We start from the raw sequence: 26,847 nt of genomic DNA, 5'->3' as shown, positions 1-26,847 counted from the left end.
TCGTGCGCGATTCTCCATCAACCTGGGAAAAGGAGCTTGCCATGCCCCATGTCGCCCTCCGCTCGCCGATCCGCGCCCTCGCGCTGCCCCTCGTCGCCGCAACGGCGCTCGCCGGGTGCTCCGACGCGTCGCAGCACCAGGTGATCGACCGGAACGAGGCCTGCGCGACGTGCCATTCCGAGGAGAAGCCCTCCTACGAGCGCGCGGAGGATCCGGCTGGGACCGCGCAGAGCGGGACCCGGGTGCGCGTGAAAGCCTCCGGCGCGAGCGCCGTCGCGGTGGCCGAGCCCCTGTTCACGTCCGAGGACGGCGCGCGCTTCGTGCCCCTCCAGGAGAAGACGGTCTCCCTGAGCGGGGGAGAGGCCGTCGTCGAGCTCGACGACGGCCTGTGGGCGCTCTGCGTGGACGACGGCGACGCGGCCCGGGCGCGGCTCGTGCGGGTCGATTCGGCAAGCGACGCGGAGGCCGTCGTGGAACTGTAGTGCGAAAACCCCCTGCGCCGCACGCGAATGAGGTAGAATAGGCTCCGTTTCCCCGAAGCGCCCGCACGCCTGCGAGCGCGCACGACGTGAAAGACAGGCTATGACCACCGATCCGAACTTCATCCGCAACTTCTCCATCATCGCGCACATCGATCATGGCAAGTCGACGCTGTCCGACCGCATCCTCGAGCTCACGGGCACCGTGGCCAGCCGCGACATGCAGGCGCAGCTGCTTGACAGCATGGACATCGAGCGCGAGCGCGGCATCACCATCAAAAGCCAGGCGGTGCGCGTGGACTACACGGCCGACGACGGCCAGACCTACCAGTTCAACCTCATCGACACGCCGGGCCACGTGGACTTCACCTACGAGGTGAGCCGCTCGCTGGCCGCGTGCGAGGGCGCCGTGCTCGTGGTGGACGCCACCCAGGGCGTCGAGGCGCAGACCGTGGCGAACGCCATGATGGCCATGAACGCGAACCTCGAGATCGTCCCGCTCATCAACAAGATCGACCTTCCCGCCGCCGAGCCCGAGCGCGTACGCGAGGAGATCGAGGAGGGCCTCGCCATCCCCGCCGACGACGCGGTGCTCGCCTCGGGCAAGACGGGCGTCGGCGTGCACGATCTGCTGGAGGCCGTGGTCTACAACATCCCCGCCCCGGAGGGCGACGCGGGCGCGCCTCTGCGCGCGCTCATCTTCGACTCGTACTTCGACCCGTACCGCGGCGTGGTGGCGCTCGTGCGCGTGGTGGACGGCTCCATGAAGAAGGGTGATCGCGTGCTCATGATGGCCACGGGCACCGAGGTGCTCGTGGAGGAGGTGGGCGCGCGCCGCCCCGCCGAGACGCCGCTGCCGACGCTGTCGGTGGGAGAGGTGGGCTACCTGGTCACGGGCTTGAAGGACGTGCGCCAGGTGAAGGTGGGCGACACGATCACCGCCGTCAAGGGCGGCGTGTCGGAGCCGCTGCCGGGCTATCGCGAGGCCAAGCCGATGGTGTTCACGGGCCTGTTCCCCATCGACGGCGACCAGTACGAGCCGCTGAAGGAGGCGCTCGAGAAGCTGTCGCTCAACGACCCGGCGCTGGCCTGGGAGCCCGAGAAATCGCATGCGCTCGGCTTCGGCTTCCGCGTGGGCTTCCTCGGCCTGCTGCACATGGAGGTCATCAAGGAGCGCCTCGAGCGCGAGTTCGGCCTCGACCTGCTGGCCACGGCGCCCAGCGTGGAATACCACGTGTACCGGGCCGGCGGCGAGATGATCAGCCTGCACTCGCCCCAGGAGATGCCCGATCCCGGCGAGATCGAGCGCATCGAGGAGCCCTACCTCAAGGCGAAGATCCTCATCCCGCCCGATTACGTGGGCGCGGTCATGGAGCTGACCACGGCGCGCCGCGGCACCTTCGTCACGATGAACTACCTGTCCCCGACGACGGTGGAGATGCTGTGGGAGATCCCGCTCTCGGAGCTCATCATGGACTATTTCGATAAGCTGAAGTCCAACACGAAGGGCTACGCCTCGCTCGACTACGACTTCGACGACTACAAGCCCTCGAAGCTGGTGAAGCTGGACATCCTGCTGTCGGGCAAGCCGGTGGACGCGCTGTCGTTCATCATCCACAAGGACAAGGCCTACGATCGCGGCCGCGTCCTCACGGAGAAGCTGCGCAGCATCATCCCGCGCCAGATGTTCGAGGTGCCCATCCAGGCCGCCATCGGCGGGCGCGTGCTGGCCCGCGAGACGGTGAAGGCGAAGCGCAAGGACGTGCTGGCGAAGTGCTACGGCGGCGACATCAGCCGCAAGCGCAAGCTGCTGGAGAAGCAGAAGGCCGGCAAGAAGCGCATGAAGAACATCGGCAACGTCGAGGTCCCGCAGGAAGCGTTCATGGCCATCCTGAAGGTGGACGACTAGCATAAGGGCAGGTGAGGTATGGCACGCAAAGACGATTTCGACTGGCTGGACGATCCGTTCGACGAGAAGAAGGCCGCGAAGGACGAGCTCAAGGCCGCCACATCGGGCGGCTCGAAGCTGGCGCTGGGCTGCGGCTGCCTCGTGGCGGTGGTGGGCATCGTGGTGCTGTTCCTGTTCGCCGCCGTCAACATGATCGACATCCTGGCCGCGTAAGGCGCCGGGGAAAGGACCTCCCATGAAGACCAACGCCGTCATCGACGCCATCCTGTCGCGCCGCTCCATCCGCTCCTTCGAGGATGCGCCCGTCGCGCGCGAGGACCTCGAGGCCATCGTGTCCTGCGGGCAGTGGGCCCCGTCGGCCAACAACCGCCAGGAATGGACGTTCGTCGTCGTGGACGACCGCGCCCGCATCGCGCGCCTGGCCGAGGCCGTGCGCGTCGCGCTCGGCCGCGCGGCCTACGACATGTACGCGCCCCGCGCCATCGTGATCGTCGCGCACGCGGCCGACGCGCCGTTCGCCCGCGAGGACGACGGCTGCGCGATGGAGAACATGATGCTGGCCGCGCACTCGCTGGGCATCGGCAGCGTGTGGATCAACCAGCTGCAGGGCGTCTGCGACGAGCCCGCCGTGCGCGCCGAGCTCGACGAGCTCGGCGTTCCCGCCGGCAGCGTCGTGCACGGCGTCTGCGCGCTGGGCTACGCGGCCGCCGAGGGGCGCTCGCACGCGCGCCTGAGCGGCGTCGTCTGGGTCGGATAGGGGCGCGCGTCTTGGAGCGGCTTGGGATCCGACGGCGCGCTCCGCGGGACGTTGCGGCGGAAACCGCCTCTATTGGCAAGCGTCCCGGCTTCGGTTTCGCGAACTGTCGCATCGATTTTCCCATCGTCCCTGTTCGGCTTGCCCGACAGAACCGCAGTCGCTGAAGCCGATTGCCAATAGGGGCGGTTTCCGCCAAAAACTACCCGAAGCCGCGAGGAAATGAGTCATGTTCGAATTCTTCCAAACACACCGCCTGCTGCTCGCCCCCATGGCGGGCGTGAGCGACGAGGCCTTCCGCGCGCTCTGCCGCGAGCAGGGCGCCGATCTCACCTACACCGAGATGGTGTCGGCCAAGGGGCTTTCCTACGCGAACGAGAAGACGCGGCACCTGCTGCGCCTCGCGCCGGGGGAGGACCAGGTGGCCGTCCAGCTGTTCGGCCACGAGCCCGACACGATGGCCGCCCAGGCCGCGTGGATCGAGCGCGAGATGGGGGAGGCGCTGGCCTACCTTGACATCAACATGGGCTGCCCCGCGCGCAAGATCGTGTCGAAGGGCGACGGCTCGGCGCTCATGAAGGATCCGGAGCTGGCCGCCTCCATCGTGCGCGCCGTGGCGCGGGCTGTGAGCTGTCCCGTCACGGTGAAGTTCCGCCGCGGTTGGGCGCAGGGCGTTGAGACCGCTCCCGCGTTCGCGCGCCGCATGGAGGACGCGGGGGCGTGCGCCGTGGCCGTGCACGGGCGCTACGCCGAGCAGCTGTACCGCGGCAGCGCCGAATGGGACGCCGTCTCGCGGGTGAAGGAGGCCGTGAGCGTGCCCGTCATCGGCAACGGCGACGTGAGGAGCGGCGCCGACGCTGTGGCCCTCGTCGCGCGCACGGGCTGCGACGCCGTGATGATCGCCCGCGGGGCCGAGGGCAACCCATGGCTGTTCGCGCAGGCCAAGGCCGCGCTTGCAGGAGAGCCCGAGCCCGAGGCTCCCGGCATCGAGGAGCGCATCGCGCTCGCGCGCCGTCATGCGCGGCTCCTCGGCGCGCGCGAGGGCAAGAACATCGTGCGCATGCGCAAGCACGCGATGTGGTACCTGGCGGGGCTGCCGGGCGCCGCGGCCGCGCGCGGCCGGATCAACGGCTGCGTGTCGGTGGAGGATTTCGACGAGGTGTTCGACGAGCTGCTGGCGTGCGCCTGCGCGCACGGCGCAGCCCACGAGTGAGAAGCGAGGCGCGCATGCCGCACGATCCGTACAAGGCGCTCTACCTGCATCTGCCGTTCTGCGTGAAGCGCTGCGCCTACTGCGACTTCGCCACGGCGGCCGTGCCCGCCGGCTCCCCCGAGATCGACGCCTACGTGGAGGACCTCAGCCTGCAGATCCGCCGCAAGGCGAAGGAGGGCGAGCTGGGCGCGCTCGAGACGGTGTACCTCGGCGGCGGCACCCCGAGCCACGTGGGCCTGGCGGGCCTGTCGATGCTGCTGTACACGCTGTCGCTGTCGATGCACCTCACGCCCGAGGTGGAGTGCACGATGGAGGCGAACCCCGAGAGCCTCACCGAGCGCATGGTGCGCGATATCTGGGCCCTCGGCGTGAACCGCCTGTCCATCGGCGTGCAGAGCTTCGACGACGAGGTGTTGCGCACGCTCGGCCGTGCGCATTCCTCCGAGGACGCCCGCCGCGCCGTCGAGGCGGCGCGCACGCGCTTCGACAACGTGAGCCTCGACCTCATGTGCGGCATCCCGGGGCAGAGCGCGGAGAGCTTCGAGGCCGGCGTGCGCGAGGCGGTGCGCCTCGGCGCGACGCACGTGAGCGTGTACCCGCTGACCATCGAGCCGCACACGCCCTTCGACGCCGCGGTGTTGGCGGGCGAGCTCGAGGAGCCCGACGACGACGTGGAGGCCGCGCACATGGAGATCGCCGCGCGCGTGCTGGCCGAGGCGGGCTTCGAGCGCTACGAGGTGGCGAGCTACGCCCGCCCCGGCTACCGCTGCCGCCACAACATCGCGTACTGGACGGGCGTGCCCTACCTGGGGCTCGGCCGCTCGGCCGCCACGATGACGCAGAACGCCGAGCGCCGCATGCGGGTGAAGGACGGCGCGGTCACCGACGACCTCGATCCGCGCCAGATGGCCGCCGAGGACCTCATGCTGGGCATGCGCATGACCGACGGCGTGTCCGACGAGCGCGTCGCGCGGGCCGCCGAGCTGCTTCCCGAAGCGCCCGCGACCTTGGCCGCCCTCGAGGAGCGCGGCCTCGTCGAGCATGCGAAAGGCCGCTGGCGCCCCACCGAGCGAGGTTGGCTCTGCGGCAACGAGCTGTACGGCGAGCTGTTCGACCTGGCGCCCTAGGCCAGGCCCTTCGCGCTCCCGCCTTCTCCGTGCATGCATTGAGGGAACGGCAGCGCGAGAATCGCCCGGAAGCAAGCAATTTTTGCGTTTTGCGCGTTTTAAGCTTGCATGCGGGCGGTTTTTGCCCGAAGCTCGCGCTGCGTTATGCACATAAGCCCTGATCGCATAGGTGGCGTACGGCGATTGCCCTGAAAAGCGCGCTTCCGATGCGCGCAAAACGCAAAAACTGCTTGAAACGCGCCGATTCGCGTGTCGCGAATAGCCCGGGAGCCTGCAGGGCTTCCGGGCGGCACGCGATCGTGGGTGCCGCGCGCGCGACTGGCACGCGCGTCCCATGTGCAGTAACCGTCGAGTTTCTCCACAATTTGCGACTGTCGTTAGCACTCTCGGCTTTCGGCTGCTAATATGATGCGTTACTATGGTTCGGGTTCGGGTTCGGGGAACGCGGACCGGCAAGAGACCGGTAAGAGAGAGGTAGGTGGAGGAGCGTGCTTTCGGATCGAAGGCAACGGGTGCTGAGCGCCCTCATCGAAGAGTACGTCGCGCGCGCTCTGCCCGTGGGGTCGCGCACGTTGACGGAGCGCTATCAGCTGGGCGTGAGCCCGGCCACGGTGCGCAACGAGCTGTCCGTTCTCGAGGACGGCGGCTACATCACGCAGCCGCACACGTCTGCCGGGCGCATCCCGACCGATTTCGGCTACCGCGCGTTCGTCGACAACCTGCTCGCCTCCGACCTCGCCGGCGACGACGACCGCTACCGGCCCGTCGTCGACCAGCTGCGCCGCAGCGCGAGCGAGCTCGATGCGCTGCTCGAGCAGACGTCGTCGGCGCTCACCCGCCTCACCGACTGCCTGTCCATCGTGCTGGCGCCGTCGGTGCTGAACCTGCACATCAAGCAGCTCTCGCTCATCTCGCTGTCCCCGCAGTGCGCCCTCGTGGTGCTCGTCACCGAGGACGGCCAGGTGTTCAACCGCCAGATGGAGTTCGCCGAAGAGGTGTCCCCCGACGACTTGGCCCGCGTTCAGCGCTTCCTCTCCGAGGTCATGGGCGGCAAGTCCCTGCAGGAGATCGAGGACGGCCTGGGCGAGGGCATGGTCGAGGCGTTCCGCGACCCGCTCGTGCGCATGGCCCTCGACGAGGTGCTGTCGTGCCTGCAGGAAGGCGACGCGTCGCGCACCCATCGCCTGGGCGTCAGCTCGCTTCTGACGAAGCCCGAGTTCAGCCAGTCCCAGGCGCTGCTGCCCGTCATGCAGGTGCTCGAGGACGACACCGTGCTGCTGCAGATCCTCGACGACGCCGCCCGGCGAAGCGCGGGCGTTCCCAGCGTGCGCATCGGGCGCGAGAACGACGCGGCCGCGCTGGCGGGCGTGTCGGTGGTGGCCAGCCGTTACGGGCGCGGCGCATCGGCGGGCGTCGTGGCCGTGGTGGGGCCCACGCGCATGGACTATTCCAAGGTGATCCAGGCGGTGCGCATAGCGAGCGCGGCGCTGGAGGACGTATAAACGACATGTGGCGGCGGCGCGGGACGCGCCGTCCTCGAGGAAAGGTTTCGAAAGCAAGATGGCGAAGGATCTGTACGAAGTTCTGGGCGTGTCCCGCGAGGCAACCGAAGACGAGATCAAGAAGGCGTTCCGTCGGCGCGCGCGCGAGCTTCATCCGGACGTGAACAAGGCGCCCGATGCCGAAGACCAGTTCAAAGAGCTGAACGAGGCCTACGACGTGCTGTCCGACGCGCAGAAGCGCGCCCAATACGACCGCTTCGGCACCATTCCGGGCGCGGCCGGCGGCGGCAGCCCCTACGGGGGCGGCGGCTACGTCGACTTCGAGGACCTCTTCGGCGGCGGCTTCGGCATGGGCGACATCTTCAGCTCCTTCTTCGGCGGGCAGGCGACCGGCCGCACGCCGATGCGCAAGGAGGGCCGCGACATGGGCGTGGGCCTGCGCCTGACGCTCGAGGAAGTGGCCGCCGGCGCGAAGAAGGAGATCGTCTACGACCGTCTCGCCCCGTGCCCCGACTGCGAGGGCTCGGGCCTCGGCCCCGACGGTCGCGAGGTCACCTGCCCCGACTGCCACGGGCAGGGCCGCGTGGTCACCATCCAGCACACGTTCCTCGGAGACATGCAGACGGCCACCACGTGCAAGACCTGCGGCGGCACGGGCCACACCATCGAGAACCCGTGTCCCGAGTGCGAGGGCCAGGGCCGCGTGCCCGACCGCCAGCGCGTCACCGTGGAGGTGCCCGTGGGCATCCGCGACGCGCAGCAGCTGCGCCTGTCCGGCTTCGGCGAGGCCGGCATGCACGGCGCGCGCCCGGGCGACCTCATCGTCACGTGCCGCATCCAGCCGCATGAGTTCTTCGAGCGCGACGGCGACAACCTGCACGCGCGGGCGAACGTGTCCATCGTGCAGGCCACCCTCGGAGCCGAGATCGAGATCGACGGCATCTTCGAGGGCGAGAAGGTGCAGGTGCGCATCCCCGAAGGCTGCCAGAACGAGCAGGTGGTGCGCGTGAAGGGCTTCGGCATGCCGAAGTTCCGCAGCGAGTCGCGCGGCGACATGTTCGTGCACGTGAACGTGGTGGTGCCCAAGAAGGTGACGAAGAAGCAGCGCGAGCTGCTGGAGCAGCTGGCCGAGGAGCTGGGCGAGAACGTCGCCGACGAGCGCACCCCGCTCCAGAAGCTCCGCGACGCGTTCAACTAGCGGACCCGCGATGTCCCTGCAGCATTTCTACCTGCGCGACCAGGTGCTGGCCGACGAGGAGGCCGCGGCGTTCCCGCTGCGCCTCGAGGCCGACGACGCGAAGCACGCCCGGGTGCTCAGGCTGGCGCCGGGCGAGCGCATCGCGGTGGTGGACGCGGCGCAGGACTACTTCGCTTGCGAGATCGTCGCGTTCGACGAGGCGCTGCCGGTCGTGCGCATCGCGCAGCGCTTCGAGCGCGCAGACGCGGGTCCGTCGGTGACGCTCGTGCAAGGCCTGGCCAAGGGCGACAAGATGGAGACGGTGATCCGCCACGCCACCGAGCTGGGCGTGTCCGCCTTCGCGCCCCTGGCATGCGAGCGCTCCATCGTGCGGCTCGACGCCCGCAAGGGCGCGGCGAAGGCCGAGCGCTGGCGCGCCATCGCGAAGAGCGCGGCCATGCAGTCGGGGCAGCCGGCCGTGCCCGAGGTGCGGGAGCCGGCGGGCCTGGGGGAGACGTGCGCGCTGCTGGAGACGGCCGCGGCGGTGCTCGTGTGCTGGGAGGAGGCTCCCAGCGCGTCGCGGCTCGACGTCGCGCTCGACCGTGCGCTCGGCGGCGGCCCGGCGGCGCAGGGCGCTCGCGTGGTCGTGGTGGTGGGGCCCGAGGGCGGCCTGACCGAGCGCGAGGTGGAGGCGCTTTCGGCCTGCAACCCCCGCTCCTCGCTCGTGTCGCTCGGCCCGTCCATCCTGCGCACGGAGACCGCCGGCATCGTGGCGCCCGCGCTCGTGCTGTACGAGCTGGAGCGTCGCGCGAGGGCGGGCGCGCGATGAACTTCGCCGTCGTCAACTTGGGGTGCAAGGTGAACCGCGTCGAGTCTGACGACGCGGCGGCGCGTCTCGCCGCGTGCGGCGTGGAGACGCCCGAAGCGGAAGCCGACCTCATCGTGGTCAACACGTGCACGGTCACCGGCGAGGCCGAGAAGAAGACCCGCAAGGCCGTGCGCCGCGCCCTGCGCGCGAACGATCGCGCCCGCGTCCTGGTCACCGGCTGCGCCGCCGCCATCGACGCGGCGTTCTACGAGGCTCTCGACCACCGCGTCACCGTGGTGGGGAAGGCCCAGCTCGCCGACGCGATACGGGACTGGTGCGAGGCCCGTCCCTCCCAGGGCTCCGCCGACGAGCCTGCCGATCCTGCCAACGCCCCCGCCGCGCGAACCGAGGAGCCCGCGGGCTCTCCCTCCGGCGCGGCGCGCGAGGCGTCCCCGTCGAGCGAGGCTCCCCTTTTGCATATCGGATCCGGGTTCCGCACCCGGGTGGGGGTCAAGGTGCAGGACGGGTGCGACAACGCGTGCACGTACTGCATCGTGCACGTGGCGCGCGGCCGGGCGACGAGCCGCCCCGCCGACGAGGTCGTGCGCGAGTGCGCGGCGTACGCGCGGGCGGGCGCGGGCGAGATCGTGCTCACGGGCATCAACCTGGGCTCGTACTGCGACGGCGAGCGCCGCGACCCGTCCGCGACGCGCCTGGCCGGCCTGCTGCGCCGCCTGCTCGACGAGACGGCGGACCTGCACGAGCCCGGCGCGTTCCCCGTGCGCTTCCGCATCTCGAGCGTCGAGCCGCGCGACGTGGACGACGCGCTCATCGACCTCCTCGCCGCCGCCGACGGGCGCGTCTGCCGCCATCTGCACCTGCCGCTGCAGGCGGGAAGCTCGAAGGTGCTGCGCGAGATGGCGCGCCCCTACGACGCGGAGCGGTTCCGCGCGCTCGTGGAGCGGCTCTACGCCGCCGTGCCCGAGCTGGCGCTGTCCACCGACATCATCGCGGGCTTCCCGGGCGAGACCGATGCCGAGTTCCAGGAGACGCTCGCCCTCGCGCGCGCCTGCCGCTTCGCGAAGATCCACGCCTTCCCGTACTCGCGCCGCGCCGGCACGCCCGCCGCCGCGCGCGCCGACCAGGTGCCTGCCGAGGTCAAGGCGGCCCGAGCAGCCGCGCTGCGCGCCCTCGGCGACGAGCTGCGCGCGTCCGAGCGCGCCCGCCGCGTGGGAACCGTCGAGCTCGCGCTGGTCGAGGAAGGCGGCGTGGCCATGTCGGAAAGCTACTTCGAGCTGCCCGCTCCCGTCGGTGCCCCGTTGGGCACGCTCGTGAAGGCGACGATGTAGCCGCGTCGTCGCCGGTGCGGGCCGGACGGCGACGGCGCCGCGCGATCCCGCTCCGAGGGAGGGGGGGACGGCCTGTGCAGGGGAACGGCTCGGATATGGCGGTTTTCGACGGAAATCCGCGTTCGGCCTTGGGGCTTTCCCGAACATGCTTTGCGAACGCGGTTTCCTATCAGGCGAAATGCAGCAGATGCGGGCTAGGTTCGTCGCACCAGCGCGATCCGGGCGTTCCGGATAGCGGATTTCCGTCGAAAACCGCCACGGCTTGAGCTTTCGACGGCGCCGGGGCCTCGTGGCGGCTCTTCGGAAGGACCGCCGCGAACGGAGCTCCTGCGCGCAGGTGCGCAGTCTGCGTCGTATTGTGCCGCTTCGGGGAAGATTCCTCCCCATAGGATCAGGTATGATATGGTTTCCTGAAAGGCCGGGAGAGGACGGGAGGCGCCTATGGCCGATGACGAAGCGCGCGAGCGAGCGCGGAGGAGGCTCGAGGAGCGCCAGGCCCGCATGCGCGGAGGGGCGCCCGCCGCGCATGAGCCGATCAGCTCGGGCCGCCTCCGTTCGAGCCGTCCCGGAACGGGCAATCGGCGCTCGTGGGAGGCGCACGGCCCGGAGCCCCTCTTCGCCCTCTTTGAGGCTGCGACGAACCTCGTGCGCGCCGTCGGGCCCAAGCGCCTCGCGATCGCGCTCGCCGCGGTCGTGCTCGTCATCGCGCTCGTCGCGGGCGTCCGCGGCTGCATGGCCGCCGGCGCGGCGGCGCCGGAGCTGGACGAGGCCGACCAGGCCCCCGTCGAGCAGCAGGCGCCCCGCGATCCCATCGACGAAGGCGAGCTCAAGGCCGTGCTCGGCGACGAGCTGGCCGCCCGGCTCGTAGAAGCGGCCGAGACGAGCGACGACGCCGCATGGATCGCCGCCCATCCGGGTGCCTACGCCGTCGACGGCGAGGCCGTGCAGTACAAGCTGCTCAAGCTGGCCGCGGTCGAACCCGAGGCCGTGTCCTTCGTGCGCACGTTCCCCGACGCCTATCCCGCCGAGAGCGCCTTTGGCACGGACGACCCCGCCTCCGGCGAGGTGCCGCGCCTCTACCAGTGGGATTCCCGCTGGGGGTCCACCGTCTACAGCTCCACGGCGTTCGCGCTGACGGGCTGCTGCCCCACGTCGCTCTCCATGGTGTACCAGGGCCTCACCGGCAAGGGCGACCTCTCGCCGTACGACATGGGCAAGCGCGCGAGCGACGGCGGCTACGAGACGCAGTTCGACGGCACCGACGCGACGTTCCTCGTCGACGAGGCCGCTTCGCTCGGGCTCTCCTGCGAGACGCTCGCCGCCGATGCGGGCAGCGTGCGAGCCGCGCTCGAAGACGGCGCCGTGCTCGTCTGCAACGTGGGCCCCGGCGACTTCACCGACAACGGGCACTTCTTCGTCGTCACGGGCATCGACGACGAGGGGAACCTCTCCGTCAACGACCCGTATTCGGCCGAGCGCTCGAACAAAGCTTGGAGCGTTGACACGGTGCTCGGCCAGACGAAGGCGCTATGGGCCTACCGGCTCGCCTGACGCGGCGCCGCTCCCGTCCAAAATTGAGCACCTGCACCATATTCCCTTGTCGGTTCGATGACATCGAGGCCGGTCGCAGCCGTACGTGGTACAATGCCCCCATGACAGACCAAACGCAAATCACCCTCACGGCCCCGCAAAGCGTGAACATGGCGCTGATCGTCGGGCCTGCGGACGAGATTCTCCACGTCGTGCAAGACGCGTTCCAGGCGCGTATCACCGTGCGCGGCGATACGATCGTGCTCGAGGGCGACCCGCTCGAGGTGCAATCGCTCACGGCGTTGTTCTCCGACCTCATCAAGCTCGTGGAAGGCGGCGGCGAGCCCACGCTGGAGTACGTGCGCCATGCCATCGACCTGTTGCGCACGGCCGAGTTCAGCCCCGCTGCGCTGCGCGAGGACATCTTGCTCACGTACCGCGGACGGGCCATCCGCCCGAAGACGGCGGGCCAGAAGCGCTACGTGGACGCCATCCGCGAGCACACCATCACCTTCGGCATCGGTCCCGCGGGCACCGGCAAGACCTACCTCGCCATGGCCATGGCCGTGGCCGCGCTCAAGCGCAAGGAGGTCGGCCGCATCATCCTCACGCGCCCCGTGGTGGAGGCGGGGGAGAGCCTGGGCTTTTTGCCCGGCACCCTCACGGAGAAGGTAGATCCATATATTCGCCCGCTCTACGACGCGCTGTTCGACATGACCGACATGGAGCGCGCTACGCAGCTCATCGAGAGCGGCGTCATCGAGATCGCCCCGCTCGCGTTCATGCGCGGGCGCACTTTGAACGACAGCTTCATCATTCTCGACGAGGCTCAGAACACCACGCCCGAGCAGATGAAGATGTTCCTCACGCGCCTGGGCTTCGGCTCCAAGATGGTGGTGACGGGCGACGTGACCCAGCTCGACCTGCCGCGCGGCATCTCGGGCCTCAAGGGCGTGCGCGCCATCCTCGAAGGCATCGACGACATCGCGTTCTGCGATTTCACGGGCAAGGACGTGGTGCGCCATTCGCTGGTGGCCGCCATCGTCTCGGCCTACGATCAGGCAAGCAGAAAGGCTTGAGTACCATGGACATCCAGATCAACTACGATTATCGCAAAGAAGACCTCGAGAAGCTGCCGCTGCACGAGCTCACGCAGTTCGTGCTCGCGCGCGAGGACAAGCCCTTCAACACCGAGGTGTCCATCAGCTTCGTCACCGACGAGGCCATCGCCGAGCTCAACGAGCGCTACCGTCACAAGGAAGGCCCCACCGACGTGCTGTCCTTCGAATGCGACGGCGTGGACGACGACCTGTCGGCCATGACCCTGGCGGAGGATCCCATCTTCGAGCTGGGCGACGTGATCATCGCCCCCGACGTGGCCTCGCGTCAGATGCGCGAGTTCGGCACCACCTTCGAGGAGGAGATCAGCCTGCTGCTCGTGCACGGCCTGCTGCACCTGTGCGGCTACGATCATATCGAGGACGACGAGGCCGAGGTCATGGAGAAGCGCGAGGCGGAGATCCTCGAAGCTTGGTCCAAGCGGTAAGGCCGGGGGAGGGGCGGGATTGCATGGATGCGACCAACGCCGTGGATGAAGACGATCGCGCCGAGGGGGCGGCGTCGCCGGAGGGCGGCGCGCGCGAAGACGATCGTTTCGTTCGCAACGACGCGGACAAAGGCTCGCGCGCCCGGTTCTCGCTCGGGCGCGCGTTTTCGTGCGCCTGGGAGGGCATCGCCTACACCACGCGGACGCAGCGCAACATGAAGATACACTTCGCGGTGGGCGCTGCGGCGGTCGCGCTCGGCATCGTGCTCGGCATCGACGCCCCGTCATGGGCCGCCATCGCCATCTGCATCGCGGTCGTGCTGGCCGCCGAGTGCCTGAACACGGCGCTCGAGTCGGTGGTCGACCTCGTGTCGCCCGAGTACGCCGAGCTCGCCAAGCGCGCGAAGGACTGCGCCGCCGGCGCGGTGCTCGTGTGCGCGCTCGGCGCCGTGGCGGTCGCCGCCGCCGTGTTCGTCCCGCGCCTTTTGGCGCTCCTGAGCTGATACCGAGAAAGGTTCCATCGATGACCGATATGTTTCCCCCGAAGGGCGAATCCTTCAAATCCGGGTTCGTCACGCTGGTCGGGCGCCCGAACGCGGGCAAGTCCACGCTGATCAACGCCATCATGGGCAAGAAAATCGCCATCACGTCGGATACGGCGCAGACCACGCGCCACCGCTTCCGCGCCGTGCTGACCCGCGACGAGTTCCAGCTCATCCTCGTGGACACGCCGGGCCTGCACAAGCCCCACGACGCCCTCGGCGAGGAGCTGAACACCTCGGCGCTCAAAGCGCTCGAGGACGTGGACGTGGTCGCCTTCCTTGTGGACGCGTCCAAGCCCGTGGGCACGGGCGACGAATGGGTGGCCGCCCAGCTTTCGCGCGCGCGGTCGAAGAAGATCCTCGTGCTGTCGAAGATCGATCTCGTGGACGAGGGCGAGCTGGACCGCCAGCGCTTCGCGGCCGCCCAGCTGGGCGATTGGGACGCCGTCGTGGAGCTATCGAGCGCCACGGGCGAGCATGTGCAGGACTTCGTCGACGAGGTGGTGGCGCTCTTGCCGCCGGGGCCGGCGTGGTTCCCCGCCGACATGGAGACCGACCAGCCCATCGAGGTGGTGGTGGCCGAGTTCATCCGCGAGAAGATCCTGCGCTCGTTCCACGACGAGGTGCCCCACGCCATCGGCGTCCACGTGGAGGAGATGGAGTACGACCGCAAGAAGGACCTCTACCGCATCTACGCCATCGTGTACGTGGAGCGCGACAGCCAGAAGGGCATCATCATCGGCAAGAAGGGCGCGGCCATCAAGCAGATCGGCACCGAGGCGCGCACGGACCTCGAGCAGCTGCTGGGCTGCCGGGTGTTCCTCGACCTGTCGGTGAAGGTGAAGAAGAACTGGCGCCGCGACGCCAGCCAGATCCGCCGCTTCGGCTACGGCGAGGGCGCGTAGGGAATTCCGGTTGCCCGGTGAGACAGAGGGACGGGGGTAACGTCTCATTCGGTTGCGAATGAGACGTTACCCCCGTCCCTCTGTCTCACCCATTTGCTCGCATATGGGACGTTTTTCTGCAGGTATTGTCACGAAGCGCGCAATCGGTGCGTTGTCCCGCTGCGGGCGGGCCGTTTTCGGCTACAATCGCAGGAGGTGCCATTTGCGCGAGGGAGTAAGCCAGCATGATCTGTCCGAACTGCCAATCCGATAACAAAGACGGCGCGAAATTCTGCAACGAGTGCGGGTTTCCGCTGACCGGCCGCATGGCGGCCGTTGCCGCAGCGTCCACGAGCGATGCGACGCTGCGCTCGATCGCGGCCGACGAGGCCCCCGAGGAACGTGCGCCCGAAGCGGACCGAGCCGCCGACGGGCTCGATCCCGACTTCGAGGGCGTCGTGTCCGCCGACGAGTCTGTTTCCGACGGCCCCGACGCCTCGGGCCCGCTCGACCGTTCGAGCCTCCCCGCCATCGACGTGGCGGGCGTCAACGTCGACGAGAACGGCAACGCGTTCGACTTCGCCTCCGTCGGGGACGACGAGGCCGCGCGCGCTGCCGATGATCTCACGCCGTTCGTGCCCCGCCGTCCCGACGAGGAGCCGGTGTCCGGACGCTCCGATTTCTCGGGCTTCGACGAATGCCTCGTCGATGCGGGCTACGTGCCGCCGAAGAAGTCGTGGGGGCCGGGAGACACCATGGAGATGCCCCGCATCGAGGGCCAGGCCGCCCCGAAGCAAAAGGAATTCCGCGCGCCCGACGCCAACCAGAAGAAGGGCGGCAAGGGCAAGATCGTGGCCATCGTGCTGGTCTGCCTGCTCGTCCTCGGCGGCGGAGCGGCGGGAGTCACGTACTACCTGGAGCTGTGGGGCGGCAAGATGCTGCCCGACGTCGTCTCCATGACCCAGTCCGACGCCGTCTACGTGCTGGAGTCCAAGGGCTTCACCGTGCACGAGGAGAAGATCAAGTCCGACGACACCGAGGGCGTCGTGCTGCTCATGGATCCCGCCGCCGGCGCGCGCGAGGAAGCCGGCTCCGAGGTCACCATCCACGTCTCCGAGGCGCGCACGATCCCCGATGCCGTGGGCAAGCAGCGCGACGAGGTGGCCGGCCAGCTCGAGAAGGACGGCTTCAAGAACGTCACCTTCGTCACCGAGAAGTCCGACGAGCACGAAGGGCTCGTGCTGGGCATAGCCCCCGAGCCAGGGTCGAAGGCGACCGCCAACACCGAGATCACCGTCACGGTAGCCGTGCCCTTCACCGTTCCCGACGTGGTCGGAAAGACGTGGGACGAGGCGTCCAAGCTGCTGCAGGACGAGGGGTACGAGGCCGTGGCCAGCTACGTGTACGACGAGAGCGCAGCGCCCGGCACCGTGCTGGGCACCGATCCCGGCGCCGGCGAGAAGGCCGATTCGGGCTCTTCGGTGACCGTGTCCATCGCTCTGTCGCGCGCTTCCGAGCTCGAGCAGGCTGCGCTGTCGTATCTCGGCGGCGTGCAGGGCTCGGGCGAGCCCATCACCATCGGCGGCACGGCCTACCTGGTGGAATCGGTGGACGCGGTGAAGTACGAGGGCAACGAGACCACGTCGTTCACCATTACGGGCAAGGCGGTGACCTCGCTCGACGGCGAGACCGTGTACGGCTCCTCGAAGCAGAAGAGCGGCGCCATCGTCTGGACGAGCGACAACGCCATCGCCAGCATTTCGTAGGCCCGCGTGTCCCAGCCCACCTACGACGCGCGCGCCATCGTGCTGCGCAAGACGAAGCTCGGCGAGAGCGACCTCATCGTGACCATGCTCGCCGAGGACGGCTCGCAGATGCGGGCTGTGGCGAAGGGCGCGCGCAAGCCCACCAGCTCGTTCGCCGCACGCCTCGAGCTGTATTCGGTGGCCGACGCGCTCGTCGCGCGCGGGCGCAGCCTCGACATCGTGAAGGAAGTGCGGCTCGTCGAGAGCAACGACCGGCTGCGGCGCGACATCGAGCACGCCGCCGGCGCCGCGCCCATGGCCGAGCTGCTCGACCGCGTCACGCAGATGGGCCTCGAGAACCCCCGCCTGTTCGCGCTCACGCGCGCGGCGCTGGCCAGCTTGGGACGGGTCGAGGCCGCCCAGGTGCCGGCGGTGTGCGCCGCCCATCTGCTCAAGACGCTCGCGTTCGCGGGGCTGCGCCCGAGCCTCGACGTGTGCGTGGGCTGCGGGCGCGACGTCGCACCCGCTCCGACGGACGCCCTCGTGCCGCTCTCGTACCAGGAGGGCGGCACGGTGTGCGCCGCGTGCCGGCCGAACGTCGAGACGGTCCTCGTGCCGGCCTCCACGGTGGCGTGGTGCCGGGCGCTGCTGGGCTCCACGTTCGCCGAGATCAAGGCCCTCGAGGTGGACCCTTCCGCCTCGTTCGCCGTGCTGCGCTTCTGCCAGCAGTGGGTGCACGAGCACGTGGGGTCGAATCTGAAATCGCTGAACTTTCTGTTCACCTGCGGATTGTTTTGAAAACGTGCGGGCGCTGGCCCGTACGGGGAAGGAGAGGGGCATGTACCAGTTCACGCCGCGCGGCGTCTGCTCGCGCGCGATCGGCATCGACCTCGACGGCGACAAGGTGGCGCGCGTCGAGTTCGTCGGCGGCTGCAACGGCAACCTCAAGGCCGTGTCCAAGCTCATCGAGGGCATGACGGTGGAGGAGGTCGCCGCGGCGCTCGAAGGCAACACCTGCGGTCGGCGCAGCACCTCCTGCGCCGATCAGCTGGTGAAGGGGCTGCGCGAAGCGCGTCAGGCGGCCGTATAGGACCAGATCGCGCGGCACTGGCCCAGCACGGTGCCGAAGTCCCAGGCCTTGCCCGTGCGCTCGGGGCTGTTGGGGTCGCGGATGAGCAGGCGGCCCTGCTCGTCGATGCCCGCGAGCACGATGAAGTGCCCCGTGCTGGTGAAGTCGCCCGGCCCGACGCTGCATATGACGGGGGAGCCGGACAGCAGGGCTCGGCGCACGCTCGCCTCGTCGGCGGGCACCTCCTCGGCCACGAGCCCCAGCTCGGCCGCTCCCTCGGTCATGAACGTCCAGGCGGTGCCGTCGGGCGTGGCGCAGCCGAGGCGCTCGGAGAACGTCCCCATGTCGGCCGGGGTCATATCGGCGTTGCCGGTCAGCGCCACGTACACCATGGCGAGGCACGTAGGCCCGCAGCCCGTCGTGCCGAACGAGTCCTCGGCGTAGGTGCCGTTCGCCCAGGCGGGGTCGCGCTGGTACAACGCGGGCACCTCGCCGGCCTTCCAGGCGCTCTGCGGCGTCGACTGCGGCCCGGCGGCGGAGGTTCCGCTCGCCTCCGCTCCGGCGACCATGCCTCCCAGCGTGCTCACGGCGTACCAGCAGGCGCCGCCGAGGGCGGCCAGCAGCGCGAGCACGACGGCGAGCTGCCCCGGCGTGCGCGATGGCGAGCGGCGCGCGCCCGGCGCGGCGTAGGCGCGGGTCGGGGGAGCGACCATGCGGCGGGTCGGCTGGGCGCGATAGGCCGGTCGGTTCGGGCGGGGCCTCGTGTCGAAGGAGTTCGTATACGGCATGGGAGCCTCCTCAAAGGCGTTCGGCAGTGAGACGAGATAGCGAGGAGTCGTCCGAGGCGCTGCCCCGGACGACCTCCGGCCCGCTTTCGGCGCGCCGTCCTCGCCGTCAAGTATCCCCCGGACGCGCCTATCCCGTCCCAGAAGAAACGTCAACCGATTGCTTAATTTTTCCTTAATGAAGGATGCTTCGAGAAGGGGTCTCGCGTGTGCGCATGTCGATACGGCCGTCTGGCATGGCGGCCGTATCGACAAGGTGTTCGCCGCCGTCTTCCGTCAGAGGTTGCGGTATACGTCTCGACGGTGCCCGATCTTGAACACTTCGATCGTTATGCGGTTGCCGTCGACCGTGCCGAGCACGCGATACGTTCCGGAGCGCCAACGCCAACCGTTCTTCACTCCCTGGAGTTTCTTCGCGTTGGGGAGCATGCAGGGGTTCTCGCACCCGTCAAGGCGCTCGATCAGCTCCGATACCAGCAGCAGGGTTTTGCGATCGAGGCTCTGCAGCTGCCTTGCCGCTCCGCTCGTCAGCTCTACCGAATAGCCCAATCAGATCGCCAGCCCGAGATCGGCCTTGGCCTTGCTCCAGGAAATGCGCGTGCCGTCGTCTTCCTCGATCGCCTGCGAAAGGTCCCGAGCGTCAAGCTCGTCCTCGAGGCGCTCGAGCGTCCACTGGCGCACCTGCGCGGAAAACGTGGAACCGTTCATCTCGGCGAATGCGGCAATCCATTCTTTCTCGTTCGGTTCGAACCGAATAGCCGATGCCGTCATGGCCATAGGTGCCTCCTTCCATGAGTTTACATTGTCAACTCATTATGGTCTAATCCGTTTACGTTGTCAACGGCGCGAAGGAACGCAACATGTCTCGGATGTGCAACTGCCGCTTCAGGGTCTTTGCCCGCGCGCTCTGCGCGCATCAACGCTCATTCCAACCGATTGCTTAAGTTTTCCTTAATCTTGCCTCGTCAGGGGCGCGAGCGCGGACAGGGGCTTATACAATGGCACGAGACGGAGGCGCGCAAGGGCGCCTCCCCGCCCGGACGGGCGCGAAAGCGAGCGAGGAGGAACGCGTGGAATCGAAGATGCGCATCGCCGTGTGCGACGACGAGCAGGCCATCGCCGACTTGGTGGGGCAGCTGCTCGTGGAGGCGGGGTTCTCCCCCTCGGTGTTCTACGCGGCGGCCGACCTGCTGGCCGAGCAGGCGGGCGAGCCCTTCGACCTCGTCATCCTCGACATCATGATGCCCGGCATGGACGGGTTCGCCTGCTGTCGCGAGCTCAGGCGCACGAGCTCGGCGCCCATCATCTTCCTCACGGCGAAGGACGAGGAGATCGACAAGGTGGTGGGTTTCGAGCTGGGAGCCGACGATTACGTGGTGAAGCCGTTCAAACCCCGCGAGCTCGTCGCCCGCGTCCGCGCCCGCCTGCGCCGCAGCGCGGCGGCCGACGCGGGGAAGGCGCCCGCGCAGGGGGTGCTCGAATGCTGCGGCATCGCGCTCGACGAGGGCGCCTACACGGCCACGCTCCACGGCGAGCCGCTCGGCCTCACGCCGAAGGAGTTCGCCATCCTCGCCTGCCTCATGCGCGACAGCGGCCATCCCGTGGCCTCGCGCGACCTGTTCGAGGCGGTGTGGGGCGAGGAGGCCAACGCCCAGAGCAACAACACGGTGATGGTGCACATCCGCCATCTGCGCAAGAAGCTGGCCGCCGTCGACTCGTCCCAGGAGTTCGTCGAAACGGTGTGGGGCGTCGGCTACAAGCTGGGCTAGGAGGAGGAAGCTATGGAGGCACCTGCGCGCTCCCAGGCGCGGATCGACCAGACGAAGCGGCTCTCGAACGCCATACTGAGGCGCACGGTGGTGAACGTCATCCTGTTCGTCGTCATATACTTCGTGCTGTACGGCGGCTTCATGACCGTGTTCGGCTCGACCGTGTCGAACTTCGTCTACGAGCTGCTCGACTACAACTACCTGCTGCACACGACGATCGCCAGCGCGTTCATGATATGCTCGGCCATCGGCTTCGTGGTCGGCATCGTGCTCGTGGTGCGCTCGGGCATCAACCGGGGCCTGCGCTACTTCGACCTGCTGCTCGACTCGATGTCCGACATCCTGGCGAAGAGCGACGGCCCCGTCATGCTGCCGAGCGAGCTGGCGCCCACCGCGCTCGCGCTCAACACCATCAAGGCCGCCTCCGAGCAGAACGAGCGCGCCGCGAAGGCGGCCGAGGAGCGCAAGAACGAGCTGGTGGTGTACCTGGCGCACGACATCAAGACGCCGCTCACCTCCATCATCGGCTACCTCACGCTGCTCGAGGAGTCGCCCGACCTGCCGCTCGAGGTGCGCGAGCGCTACACGAACATCACGCTGGACAAGGCCTACCGGCTCGAGGAGCTGCTCGACGAGTTCTTCGAGATCACGCGGTACAACCTGCAGACCATCCCCATCGAGCGCTCGCGCTTCGACGGCGCGCTGTTCGTGAACCAGGTGATGGACGAGTTCTTCCCGCTGGCCGAGGGGCGCCGCCTCGAGCTGGTCTACGAGGGCCCCTCCGAGCTGTCGGTGTTCGCCGACGCGGGCCGCGTGGCGCGCGTGCTCAACAACGTCATCAAGAACGCGGTGGCCTACGCCGACCCCGAGACGGACGTGAAGGTTCGCACGGGCCTCGTGACGGCGGCCGACGGCTTCGTGTGGTGGGAGCTCACGGTGAGCGACCAGGGCCGCGAGCTGTCGCCGCAGCACCTCGAGCGCATCTTCGAGAAGTTCTACCGCGCCGACGAGTCGCGCGGGTCGCAGGCGGGCGGCGCGGGCCTCGGCCTCGCCATCTCCCGCGAGATCGCGCGCGCCCACGGCGGCGACATCTACGCCTTGAGCGACGCCGGCCTCACGTCGTTCACCATCTGGATCCCCCAGGGGCCCAGCGTCGTGTCGCGGTAACGCGAAACACCGACGAAACGAAGGCGCGCTACCATGGAAGCTCCGTCGTCGAAGAGGGGAAGGACGCCCATGATCGAGCTCGTCGACTACGAGCCGCGCCGCCATGTGGAGCTGCTCGCGTTCCTGCATCGCTGCCTGCCCGAATCGGGCCGTTCGTTCGACCCCGAGGGGCGCCATGCGCACCTGAAGCGCGTCGAGGAGGCCTACGAGGCGCTCTGGTGCCTCGTCGAGGACGGCATCGGGATCGTGGGGTGCGTCGGCGTGCGCGCGCTCGACGCGCGCACCTGCGAGCTCAAGACGCTGTTCGTGTTCGAGCGCCTGCAGGGCCAAGGCTGGGGCCGCCGCCTCGCCGAGCGCGCCATATCCTTCGCGCGCGAGCGGGGGTACGCCGCCATGCGCCTCGACACCGTCTCCACGAGCGAGAGCGCCATCGCGCTCTACCGTCGGCTGGGCTTTTGCGACATCGAGCGCTACGGCGGAAACCCGGTGGCCGACGTCTTCATGGAGCTGCGTCTGTCCTGATGACGGGGCGGCAACGAAGCGTCGGCGCTTTGTGCGGAACCTGTGGGCGCCCCGTCGCCCGCTTGCCGCGCGCGGCGCTTGCCGCTACAATAGGCGGGCTGCGAAAACGCAGGCACGTTCCGCTTGGTCCGCATGTTCACCGCATGCCCACCCAGAGGGACGCGCATACGACGCACGCGGGCCCGGGCCGGGCAGGCGTGCAGGAAGCGGCGCCCCGGACGAGGCGCTGCAAACGAAAGGTGGAATAGCACATGGCCAGCAAACTCAGCATCAGCAAGGAGCGCACCGCCGAGCTCGTCAAGGAATTCGGCAAGGGCGAAGGCGATTCGGGCAGTCCCGAGGTGCAGATCGCGATCCTCACGGAGCGCATCCGCAACCTCACCGAGCACCTCAAGGTGCACAAGAAGGACAACCACACCCGCCGCGGCCTCATGATGCTCCTCGGCAAGCGCCGCGGTCTTCTGAAGTACGTGAAGAACCGCAACATCGAGGAGTACCGCGCGCTCATCAAGCAGCTCGGCATCCGCGACACCATCTAGCGTATGAAAGCCCGCTTCGGCGGGCTTTTACATAGACGGCGGGCGGGACGCAAGGGCGCATCCGCTCGCGGCGGCGGGGGAACGGTAAGTACCCTGACGCCGAAGAAGCTGGGCGGCACTAGGGCCGTTCAGGTGAAGAGAAAGAAAGCAGCATATGGAAAAAATCGTCGAATCCTTCGAACTGTACGGAAAGCAGTACCGTTTGGAGACTGGCGAGCTCGCCAAGCAGGCGACCGGCGCGGTCGTCGTCACGCAGGGCGACACGACCGTGCTCGTCACGGCCGTCATCTCGAAGGAGGAAAAGGATTACGACTTCTTCCCCCTCACGGTCGACTTCATCGAGAAGATGTACGCGGTCGGCCGCATCCCGGGCGGCTACCTCAAGCGCGAGGCGCGTCCCTCCGACAAGGGCACGTTGACGGCCCGCATGGTGGACCGTCCCATCCGTCCCGGCTTCGCCGACGGCTTCAAGCGCGAGGTGCACGTCGTGTGCACGACGCTCGTCGTCGACAGCATCAACCCGCCCGACACCATCTGCGTCATGGGCGCCAGCGCGGCCCTCATGCTGGGCGCGGCCCCCTTCGACGGCCCCGCCGCCTGCGTGCGCATCGGCCGCGACGTCGAGACGGGCGAGTTCATCGTGAACCCCACGTTCGAGGAGTCCGAGAACTCGGACCTCGAGCTGACCATCGCCGGCACGGCCGACTACATCTCCATGGTGGAGGCCGGCGCCGACGAGATCTCCGAAGAGGATATGCTGGCCGCCATGACGTTCGGCCAGGAAGCCATCGCCGCGTTCTGCGAGGCCCAGCAGCGCTTCCTCGATCGCGCGAACATCGTGCCGGTCGAGTGGCCCATCCACGTCGCGGACCCGGCCATCGCCGAGCGCGTCGCGCCGTTCATGTCCGAGATGTCCGCCGCGCTGCACGATGCCGACAAGCTGTCGCGCATGGGTAAGGTGGAAGAGCTCAAGGCCCGCATCAAGGAGGAGCAGTTCTCCGACGAGGAGCGCGCCGCGTGGAAGGGCGACGTCAACGCCGAGCTCAAGAAGCTCGAGAAGAAAGCCATGCGCGCCATGGTGATCGAGACGGGCGAGCGCGCCGACGGCCGCCGTCCCGAAGACATCCGCCCGCTCTACATCGTGCCGGGCTACCTGCCCCGCGTGCACGGCTCGGGCCTGTTCCAGCGCGGCCAGACGCAGGCGCTCTCCGTCTGCACGCTCGGCATGCTGAACGAGTGGCAGCGCCTCGACACCATCGACCCCGCCGAGGGCAAGCGCTACATGCACCAGTACAACTTCCCGCCGTACTGCACGGGCGAGACCGGCCGCATGGGCGCCCCGAAGCGCCGCGAGATCGGCCACGGCGCGCTGGCCGAGCGCGCCCTCATCCCGGTGCTGCCGAGCGAGGACGAGTTCCCCTACGCCATCCGCGTGGTGTCCGAGGTCCTCGAGTCGAACGGCTCGTCGTCCATGGCCTCCACCTGCGGCTCCACGCTCGCCCTCATGGACGCCGGCGTGCCCATCAAGGCGCCCGTGTCGGGCATCGCCATGGGCCTCATCAAGGAGGGCGACGACGTGGTCATCCTCTCCGACATCCAGGGCATCGAGGACTTCCTCGGCGACATGGACTTCAAGGTGTGCGGCACGGAGAAGGGCATCACCGCCCTGCAGATGGACAACAAGGCCCGCGGCCTGTCCGTCGACATCCTCGCCCGCGCGCTCAAGCAGGCGAGCGAAGGTCGCGCCCACATCCTCAACGCCATGCTCGAGACCATCTCCGCGCCCCGCGAGGAGCTCTCCGAGTTCGCGCCGCGCATCGAGACCATCCACATCCCGGTCGACAAGATCCGCGACGTCATCGGAAGCGGCGGCAAGGTCGTCCGCGGCATCCAGGAGGAGACGGGCGCCAGCATCAACATCGAGGAGGACGGCACCATCCACATCGCCGCCATCGAGGGCCCGGCCGGCGAGGCCGCGAAGGCCATGATCCTCGGCATCGTCAAGGAGCCCGAGGTGGGCGAGCAGTTCGACGGCGAGGTCGTGGGCATCAAGGACTTCGGCGCGTTCATCAAGCTGACGCCCGGCAAGGACGGCCTGCTGCACATCTCCCGCGTGGCCAACGGCCGCGTCGGCAAGGTGGAGGACGTGCTCAACCTCGGCGACGTCATCAAGGTGGAAGTGCTCGAGGTGGATCCGAAGACGGGCAAGATCTCGCTCGACCGCCTCGACAAGCCCGACGCTCCCGAAGGCTCCGCCCCCAGCGGCGAGCGTCGCGAGCGCGGCGACCGCGGGGATCGCGGCGAGCGCAACGGCGGTCGCGACAACCGTCCGGGCCGCAGCGGGCGCGAGGGCAACGGCGGCCGCACGCCGCGCCGTCGCCACGACGCGTAGCGTTTCCGGCGCATAGGCGCTGCAAGGTTGGTTTCGAAGGGGCCGCACGCGGCCCCTTCGTCGTTCCGTCGCCCGATTCGTACGGTTTTGCGTGGAAAACCGTACGAATCGGGCGACGGTGTCCCGCTGAAGGGCGAAGGCATCGATGCGGACGTTGCCCGGACAAATCGTGCCGACCGGGTAACGGGCGCGCAAACCCCGCCTTCGACGTGGTAGGATACGCACGGACATGAAGCGAAAGGCAGGTAGCGATGATCAAGGTGGCAGTAGCGGGATGCGCGGGCCGGATGGGCAGCACGGTGTGCGACACGGTGCGCGCGGCGGACGACATGGAGCTCGTGTGCGGCATCGACCCGCATAGGCCCGAAGTCGACTTCCCCGTGTACCCGACGGTGGCGGCGGCGCTCGAGTCGTGGACGTTCGACGTGCTCGTGGACTTCACCCAGCCCTCCGTGGTCGCCGGCAACCTGCGCGAGGCCCTTCCCGCCGGCGTCGACTGCGTGGTGGGCACGACGGGCCTGTCGAACGAGACGCTCGAGGAGCTGGCCGCGCTCGCGCCGGCGGGCACGTGCTTGTTCTACGCGCCGAACTTCACGACGGGCGCGGTGCTCATGATGGAGTTCGCGAAGGCGGCGGCGCCGTACTTCCCGGAGGCCGAGGTCATCGAGTTCCACCATTGCAACAAGAAAGACGCCCCCTCGGGCACCGCGGTGCGCACGGCGCAGATCATCGCCGAGGCGCGCGGCGGGCGGGCGAGCGAGGCGCCGGGCAAGGAGACCGAGATCGAGGGGGCCGAGGGCGCGCGCGGCGCGCTCGTGGACGGGGTCCCCGTGCACTCGGTTCGCTCGATGGGCTATGTGGCCAGCCAGGAAGTGATCTTCGGGTCGCTGGGCCAGACGCTCGCCATCCGCCACGACTCCTGGGAGCGCACCTCGTACATGCCGGGCGTGCTGCTGGGCATCCGCAGCGCAGGGTCGTGCGAGGGACTCGTTGTAGGTTTGGAGAACTTCATGGCCTGACGGCCCGTCTCATGGCATAATAGCCGTTCAGGCACTTGTTCGTGTACGATGGATGCGCGCTATGCAACACGCGGCGCGCATGGAAGGTGAGGAGTCAGAGCATGTCGCAGCCCCGGTTCGGCCGAATGATCCCGGCCATGGTCACGCCCTTCGATGAGAATCGCGAGCTCGATCTTGACAAGGCCCAGGCTCTCGCCGCGCGTCTCGTCGACGGCGGCAGCGACTCCCTCATCATCAACGGCACGACGGGGGAGAGCCCGACCGTGTTCTACCCGCAGAAGATGGAGCTGTTCCGCGCCGTGGTGGAGGCCGTGGGCGACCGCGTGCCCGTCATCGCGAACGTCGGCGACAACTGCACGGCCGACACGGTGAGCTTCGCCCGCGACGTGCAGAAGCTCGGCGTCGACGGCTTCATGTGCGTGGTGCCCTACTACAACAAGCCCCCGCAAGAGGGCATGTACCAGCACTTCCGCACCATCGCCGACGCGGTGGAGCTGCCCATCATCCTGTACAACATCCCGGGCCGCTGCGTGGTGAACATGGAGGCCGACACCACGCTGCGCCTCGCGCACGACTGCGACAACGTGGTGGCCGTGAAGGAGGCGTCGGGCAAGATGGACCAGGTCAAGGCCATCGTCGACGGCGCCCCGGAGGGCTTCGCCGTGTACTCGGGCGACGACTCCGCCACTTTCGACATCATGAAGCTCGGCGGCACCGGCGTCATCTCCACCATCGGCAACGTGTCTCCGGCGCGCATGAAGGAGATCGTCGACCTGTGCGCTGCCGGCGACTGGGAGGCCGCAGCCGCGGCCAACGAGCGCCTCATGCCGCTCATGACGGGGCTGTTCGAGACTTCGAACCCCATCCTCGTCAAAGAGGCGCTCAAGCTTCTCGGCTTCCCTGTGGGCGGCGTGCGACTGCCGCTCGTGGACGCCACGCCCGAGCAGTCCGAGCGCCTGGCCGCCACCATGCGCGAAGTGGGCGTGCTGTAACGCCCAGGCTGTCATCCTGAGCGAGGGC

The 26,847-nt window shown here is 68.6% G+C and carries 28 protein-coding genes; 25 read left to right on the top strand and 3 right to left on the bottom strand.

Annotation, left to right across the window (positions count from 1 at the left end; translation table 11 throughout):
* Positions 1-41: 41 nt before the first annotated feature.
* The 18 genes from C1A15_RS10725 to C1A15_RS10640 all read left to right on the top strand — a co-directional run bounded on the left by C1A15_RS10725 (position 42) and on the right by C1A15_RS10640 (position 17,655).
* Positions 42-482: a hypothetical protein gene (locus C1A15_RS10725; protein WP_101722561.1), complete on the top strand. Its 441-nt coding sequence runs from the start codon at positions 42-44 to the stop codon at positions 480-482.
* 100 nt (positions 483-582) lie between these two features.
* On the top strand, positions 583-2,388 hold the full coding sequence (gene lepA, locus C1A15_RS10720; protein ID WP_101722560.1) for a translation elongation factor 4: 1,806 nt from the start codon (positions 583-585) through the stop codon (positions 2,386-2,388).
* 18 nt (positions 2,389-2,406) lie between these two features.
* On the top strand, positions 2,407-2,601 hold the full coding sequence (locus C1A15_RS10715) for a hypothetical protein (protein WP_101722559.1): 195 nt from the start codon (positions 2,407-2,409) through the stop codon (positions 2,599-2,601).
* 22 nt (positions 2,602-2,623) lie between these two features.
* Positions 2,624-3,145, top strand: coding sequence for a nitroreductase family protein (locus C1A15_RS10710; RefSeq protein ID WP_101722558.1), 522 nt, complete (start codon positions 2,624-2,626; stop codon positions 3,143-3,145).
* A 226-nt stretch (positions 3,146-3,371) separates the two neighbouring features.
* Positions 3,372-4,355, top strand: a complete 984-nt coding sequence (gene dusB, locus C1A15_RS10705; protein ID WP_101722557.1) for a tRNA dihydrouridine synthase DusB — start codon at positions 3,372-3,374, stop codon at positions 4,353-4,355.
* A gap of 14 nt (positions 4,356-4,369) precedes the next feature.
* Positions 4,370-5,482 (top strand): radical SAM family heme chaperone HemW, encoded by a 1,113-nt coding sequence (hemW, locus tag C1A15_RS10700; protein WP_101722556.1) that lies wholly within the window; start codon positions 4,370-4,372, stop codon positions 5,480-5,482.
* A gap of 488 nt (positions 5,483-5,970) precedes the next feature.
* Positions 5,971-6,984, top strand: coding sequence for a heat-inducible transcriptional repressor HrcA (hrcA, locus tag C1A15_RS10695; RefSeq protein WP_101722555.1), 1,014 nt, complete (start codon positions 5,971-5,973; stop codon positions 6,982-6,984).
* A gap of 58 nt (positions 6,985-7,042) precedes the next feature.
* Positions 7,043-8,182 (top strand): molecular chaperone DnaJ, encoded by a 1,140-nt coding sequence (dnaJ, locus tag C1A15_RS10690; protein ID WP_101722554.1) that lies wholly within the window; start codon positions 7,043-7,045, stop codon positions 8,180-8,182.
* A gap of 10 nt (positions 8,183-8,192) precedes the next feature.
* Positions 8,193-8,990 carry an RsmE family RNA methyltransferase gene (locus C1A15_RS10685; protein ID WP_101722553.1) on the top strand — a complete coding sequence of 266 codons (798 nt, stop codon included), beginning with the start codon at positions 8,193-8,195 and terminating at the stop codon, positions 8,988-8,990.
* Positions 8,987-10,318, top strand: a complete 1,332-nt coding sequence (locus C1A15_RS10680; RefSeq protein ID WP_101722552.1) for a MiaB/RimO family radical SAM methylthiotransferase — start codon at positions 8,987-8,989, stop codon at positions 10,316-10,318. The genes C1A15_RS10685 and C1A15_RS10680 overlap by 4 nt, the downstream gene beginning before the upstream one ends.
* A gap of 441 nt (positions 10,319-10,759) precedes the next feature.
* A complete protein-coding gene (locus C1A15_RS10675; protein WP_101722551.1) occupies positions 10,760-11,869 on the top strand; it encodes a C39 family peptidase in 1,110 nt (369 codons plus the stop codon).
* 101 nt (positions 11,870-11,970) lie between these two features.
* On the top strand, positions 11,971-12,927 hold the full coding sequence (locus tag C1A15_RS10670) for a PhoH family protein (RefSeq protein ID WP_101722550.1): 957 nt from the start codon (positions 11,971-11,973) through the stop codon (positions 12,925-12,927).
* A 5-nt stretch (positions 12,928-12,932) separates the two neighbouring features.
* Positions 12,933-13,394 (top strand): rRNA maturation RNase YbeY, encoded by a 462-nt coding sequence (ybeY, locus tag C1A15_RS10665; protein WP_101722549.1) that lies wholly within the window; start codon positions 12,933-12,935, stop codon positions 13,392-13,394.
* A 23-nt stretch (positions 13,395-13,417) separates the two neighbouring features.
* Positions 13,418-13,897 (top strand): diacylglycerol kinase family protein, encoded by a 480-nt coding sequence (locus tag C1A15_RS10660; protein ID WP_101722548.1) that lies wholly within the window; start codon positions 13,418-13,420, stop codon positions 13,895-13,897.
* A gap of 20 nt (positions 13,898-13,917) precedes the next feature.
* Positions 13,918-14,841: a GTPase Era gene (gene era, locus C1A15_RS10655; RefSeq protein WP_101722547.1), complete on the top strand. Its 924-nt coding sequence runs from the start codon at positions 13,918-13,920 to the stop codon at positions 14,839-14,841.
* 224 nt (positions 14,842-15,065) lie between these two features.
* A complete protein-coding gene (locus C1A15_RS10650; protein ID WP_101722546.1) occupies positions 15,066-16,586 on the top strand; it encodes a PASTA domain-containing protein in 1,521 nt (506 codons plus the stop codon).
* A gap of 6 nt (positions 16,587-16,592) precedes the next feature.
* Positions 16,593-17,363 carry a DNA repair protein RecO gene (recO, locus tag C1A15_RS10645; RefSeq protein WP_101722545.1) on the top strand — a complete coding sequence of 257 codons (771 nt, stop codon included), beginning with the start codon at positions 16,593-16,595 and terminating at the stop codon, positions 17,361-17,363.
* A 40-nt stretch (positions 17,364-17,403) separates the two neighbouring features.
* Complete coding sequence (locus C1A15_RS10640) at positions 17,404-17,655, top strand: TIGR03905 family TSCPD domain-containing protein (protein WP_101722544.1); 252 nt, start codon at positions 17,404-17,406, stop codon at positions 17,653-17,655.
* Here C1A15_RS10640 and C1A15_RS10635 read toward each other — a convergent pair.
* From C1A15_RS10635 to relB, 3 genes are all read right to left on the bottom strand, one after another.
* A complete protein-coding gene (locus C1A15_RS10635; RefSeq protein WP_101722543.1) occupies positions 17,640-18,422 on the bottom strand; it encodes a C39 family peptidase in 783 nt (260 codons plus the stop codon). The two genes, C1A15_RS10640 and C1A15_RS10635, sit on opposite strands and share 16 nt — an antisense overlap.
* 273 nt (positions 18,423-18,695) lie before the next feature.
* Positions 18,696-18,968, bottom strand: coding sequence for a type II toxin-antitoxin system RelE family toxin (locus C1A15_RS10630; protein ID WP_245865001.1), 273 nt, complete (start codon positions 18,966-18,968; stop codon positions 18,696-18,698).
* Entirely contained in the window at positions 18,969-19,196 is a 228-nt protein-coding gene (relB, locus tag C1A15_RS10625; protein WP_101722542.1) for a type II toxin-antitoxin system RelB family antitoxin, read from the bottom strand.
* A 293-nt stretch (positions 19,197-19,489) separates the two neighbouring features.
* On the opposite strand from relB, the gene C1A15_RS10620 reads away from it, so the two are divergent.
* The 7 genes from C1A15_RS10620 to dapA all read left to right on the top strand — a co-directional run bounded on the left by C1A15_RS10620 (position 19,490) and on the right by dapA (position 26,819).
* Positions 19,490-20,188 carry a response regulator transcription factor gene (locus tag C1A15_RS10620; RefSeq protein WP_101722541.1) on the top strand — a complete coding sequence of 233 codons (699 nt, stop codon included), beginning with the start codon at positions 19,490-19,492 and terminating at the stop codon, positions 20,186-20,188.
* A gap of 12 nt (positions 20,189-20,200) precedes the next feature.
* Positions 20,201-21,355 (top strand): sensor histidine kinase, encoded by a 1,155-nt coding sequence (locus C1A15_RS10615; RefSeq protein WP_101722540.1) that lies wholly within the window; start codon positions 20,201-20,203, stop codon positions 21,353-21,355.
* Between the two features lie 69 nt (positions 21,356-21,424).
* Positions 21,425-21,877, top strand: a complete 453-nt coding sequence (locus C1A15_RS10610) for a GNAT family N-acetyltransferase (RefSeq protein WP_180953073.1) — start codon at positions 21,425-21,427, stop codon at positions 21,875-21,877.
* Between the two features lie 251 nt (positions 21,878-22,128).
* A complete protein-coding gene (rpsO, locus tag C1A15_RS10605) occupies positions 22,129-22,416 on the top strand; it encodes a 30S ribosomal protein S15 (RefSeq protein WP_101722538.1) in 288 nt (95 codons plus the stop codon).
* Positions 22,417-22,570: 154 nt separating this feature from the next.
* Positions 22,571-24,808, top strand: a complete 2,238-nt coding sequence (locus C1A15_RS10600) for a polyribonucleotide nucleotidyltransferase (RefSeq protein WP_101722537.1) — start codon at positions 22,571-22,573, stop codon at positions 24,806-24,808.
* 251 nt (positions 24,809-25,059) lie between these two features.
* The gene (gene dapB / locus C1A15_RS10595; RefSeq protein WP_101722536.1) at positions 25,060-25,827 is read left to right on the top strand and encodes a 4-hydroxy-tetrahydrodipicolinate reductase; all 768 of its coding nucleotides are present in this window, start codon (positions 25,060-25,062) and stop codon (positions 25,825-25,827) included.
* 101 nt (positions 25,828-25,928) lie between these two features.
* Complete coding sequence (gene dapA, locus C1A15_RS10590; protein WP_101722535.1) at positions 25,929-26,819, top strand: 4-hydroxy-tetrahydrodipicolinate synthase; 891 nt, start codon at positions 25,929-25,931, stop codon at positions 26,817-26,819.
* Positions 26,820-26,847 lie beyond the last annotated feature (28 nt).

Source organism: Eggerthella timonensis (assembly GCF_900184265.1).
Lineage (GTDB): Bacteria > Actinomycetota > Coriobacteriia > Coriobacteriales > Eggerthellaceae > Eggerthella > Eggerthella timonensis.
The sequence above is the reverse complement of the archived record's forward strand: the minus strand, read 5'-3'. Positions and strand labels throughout refer to the sequence as shown.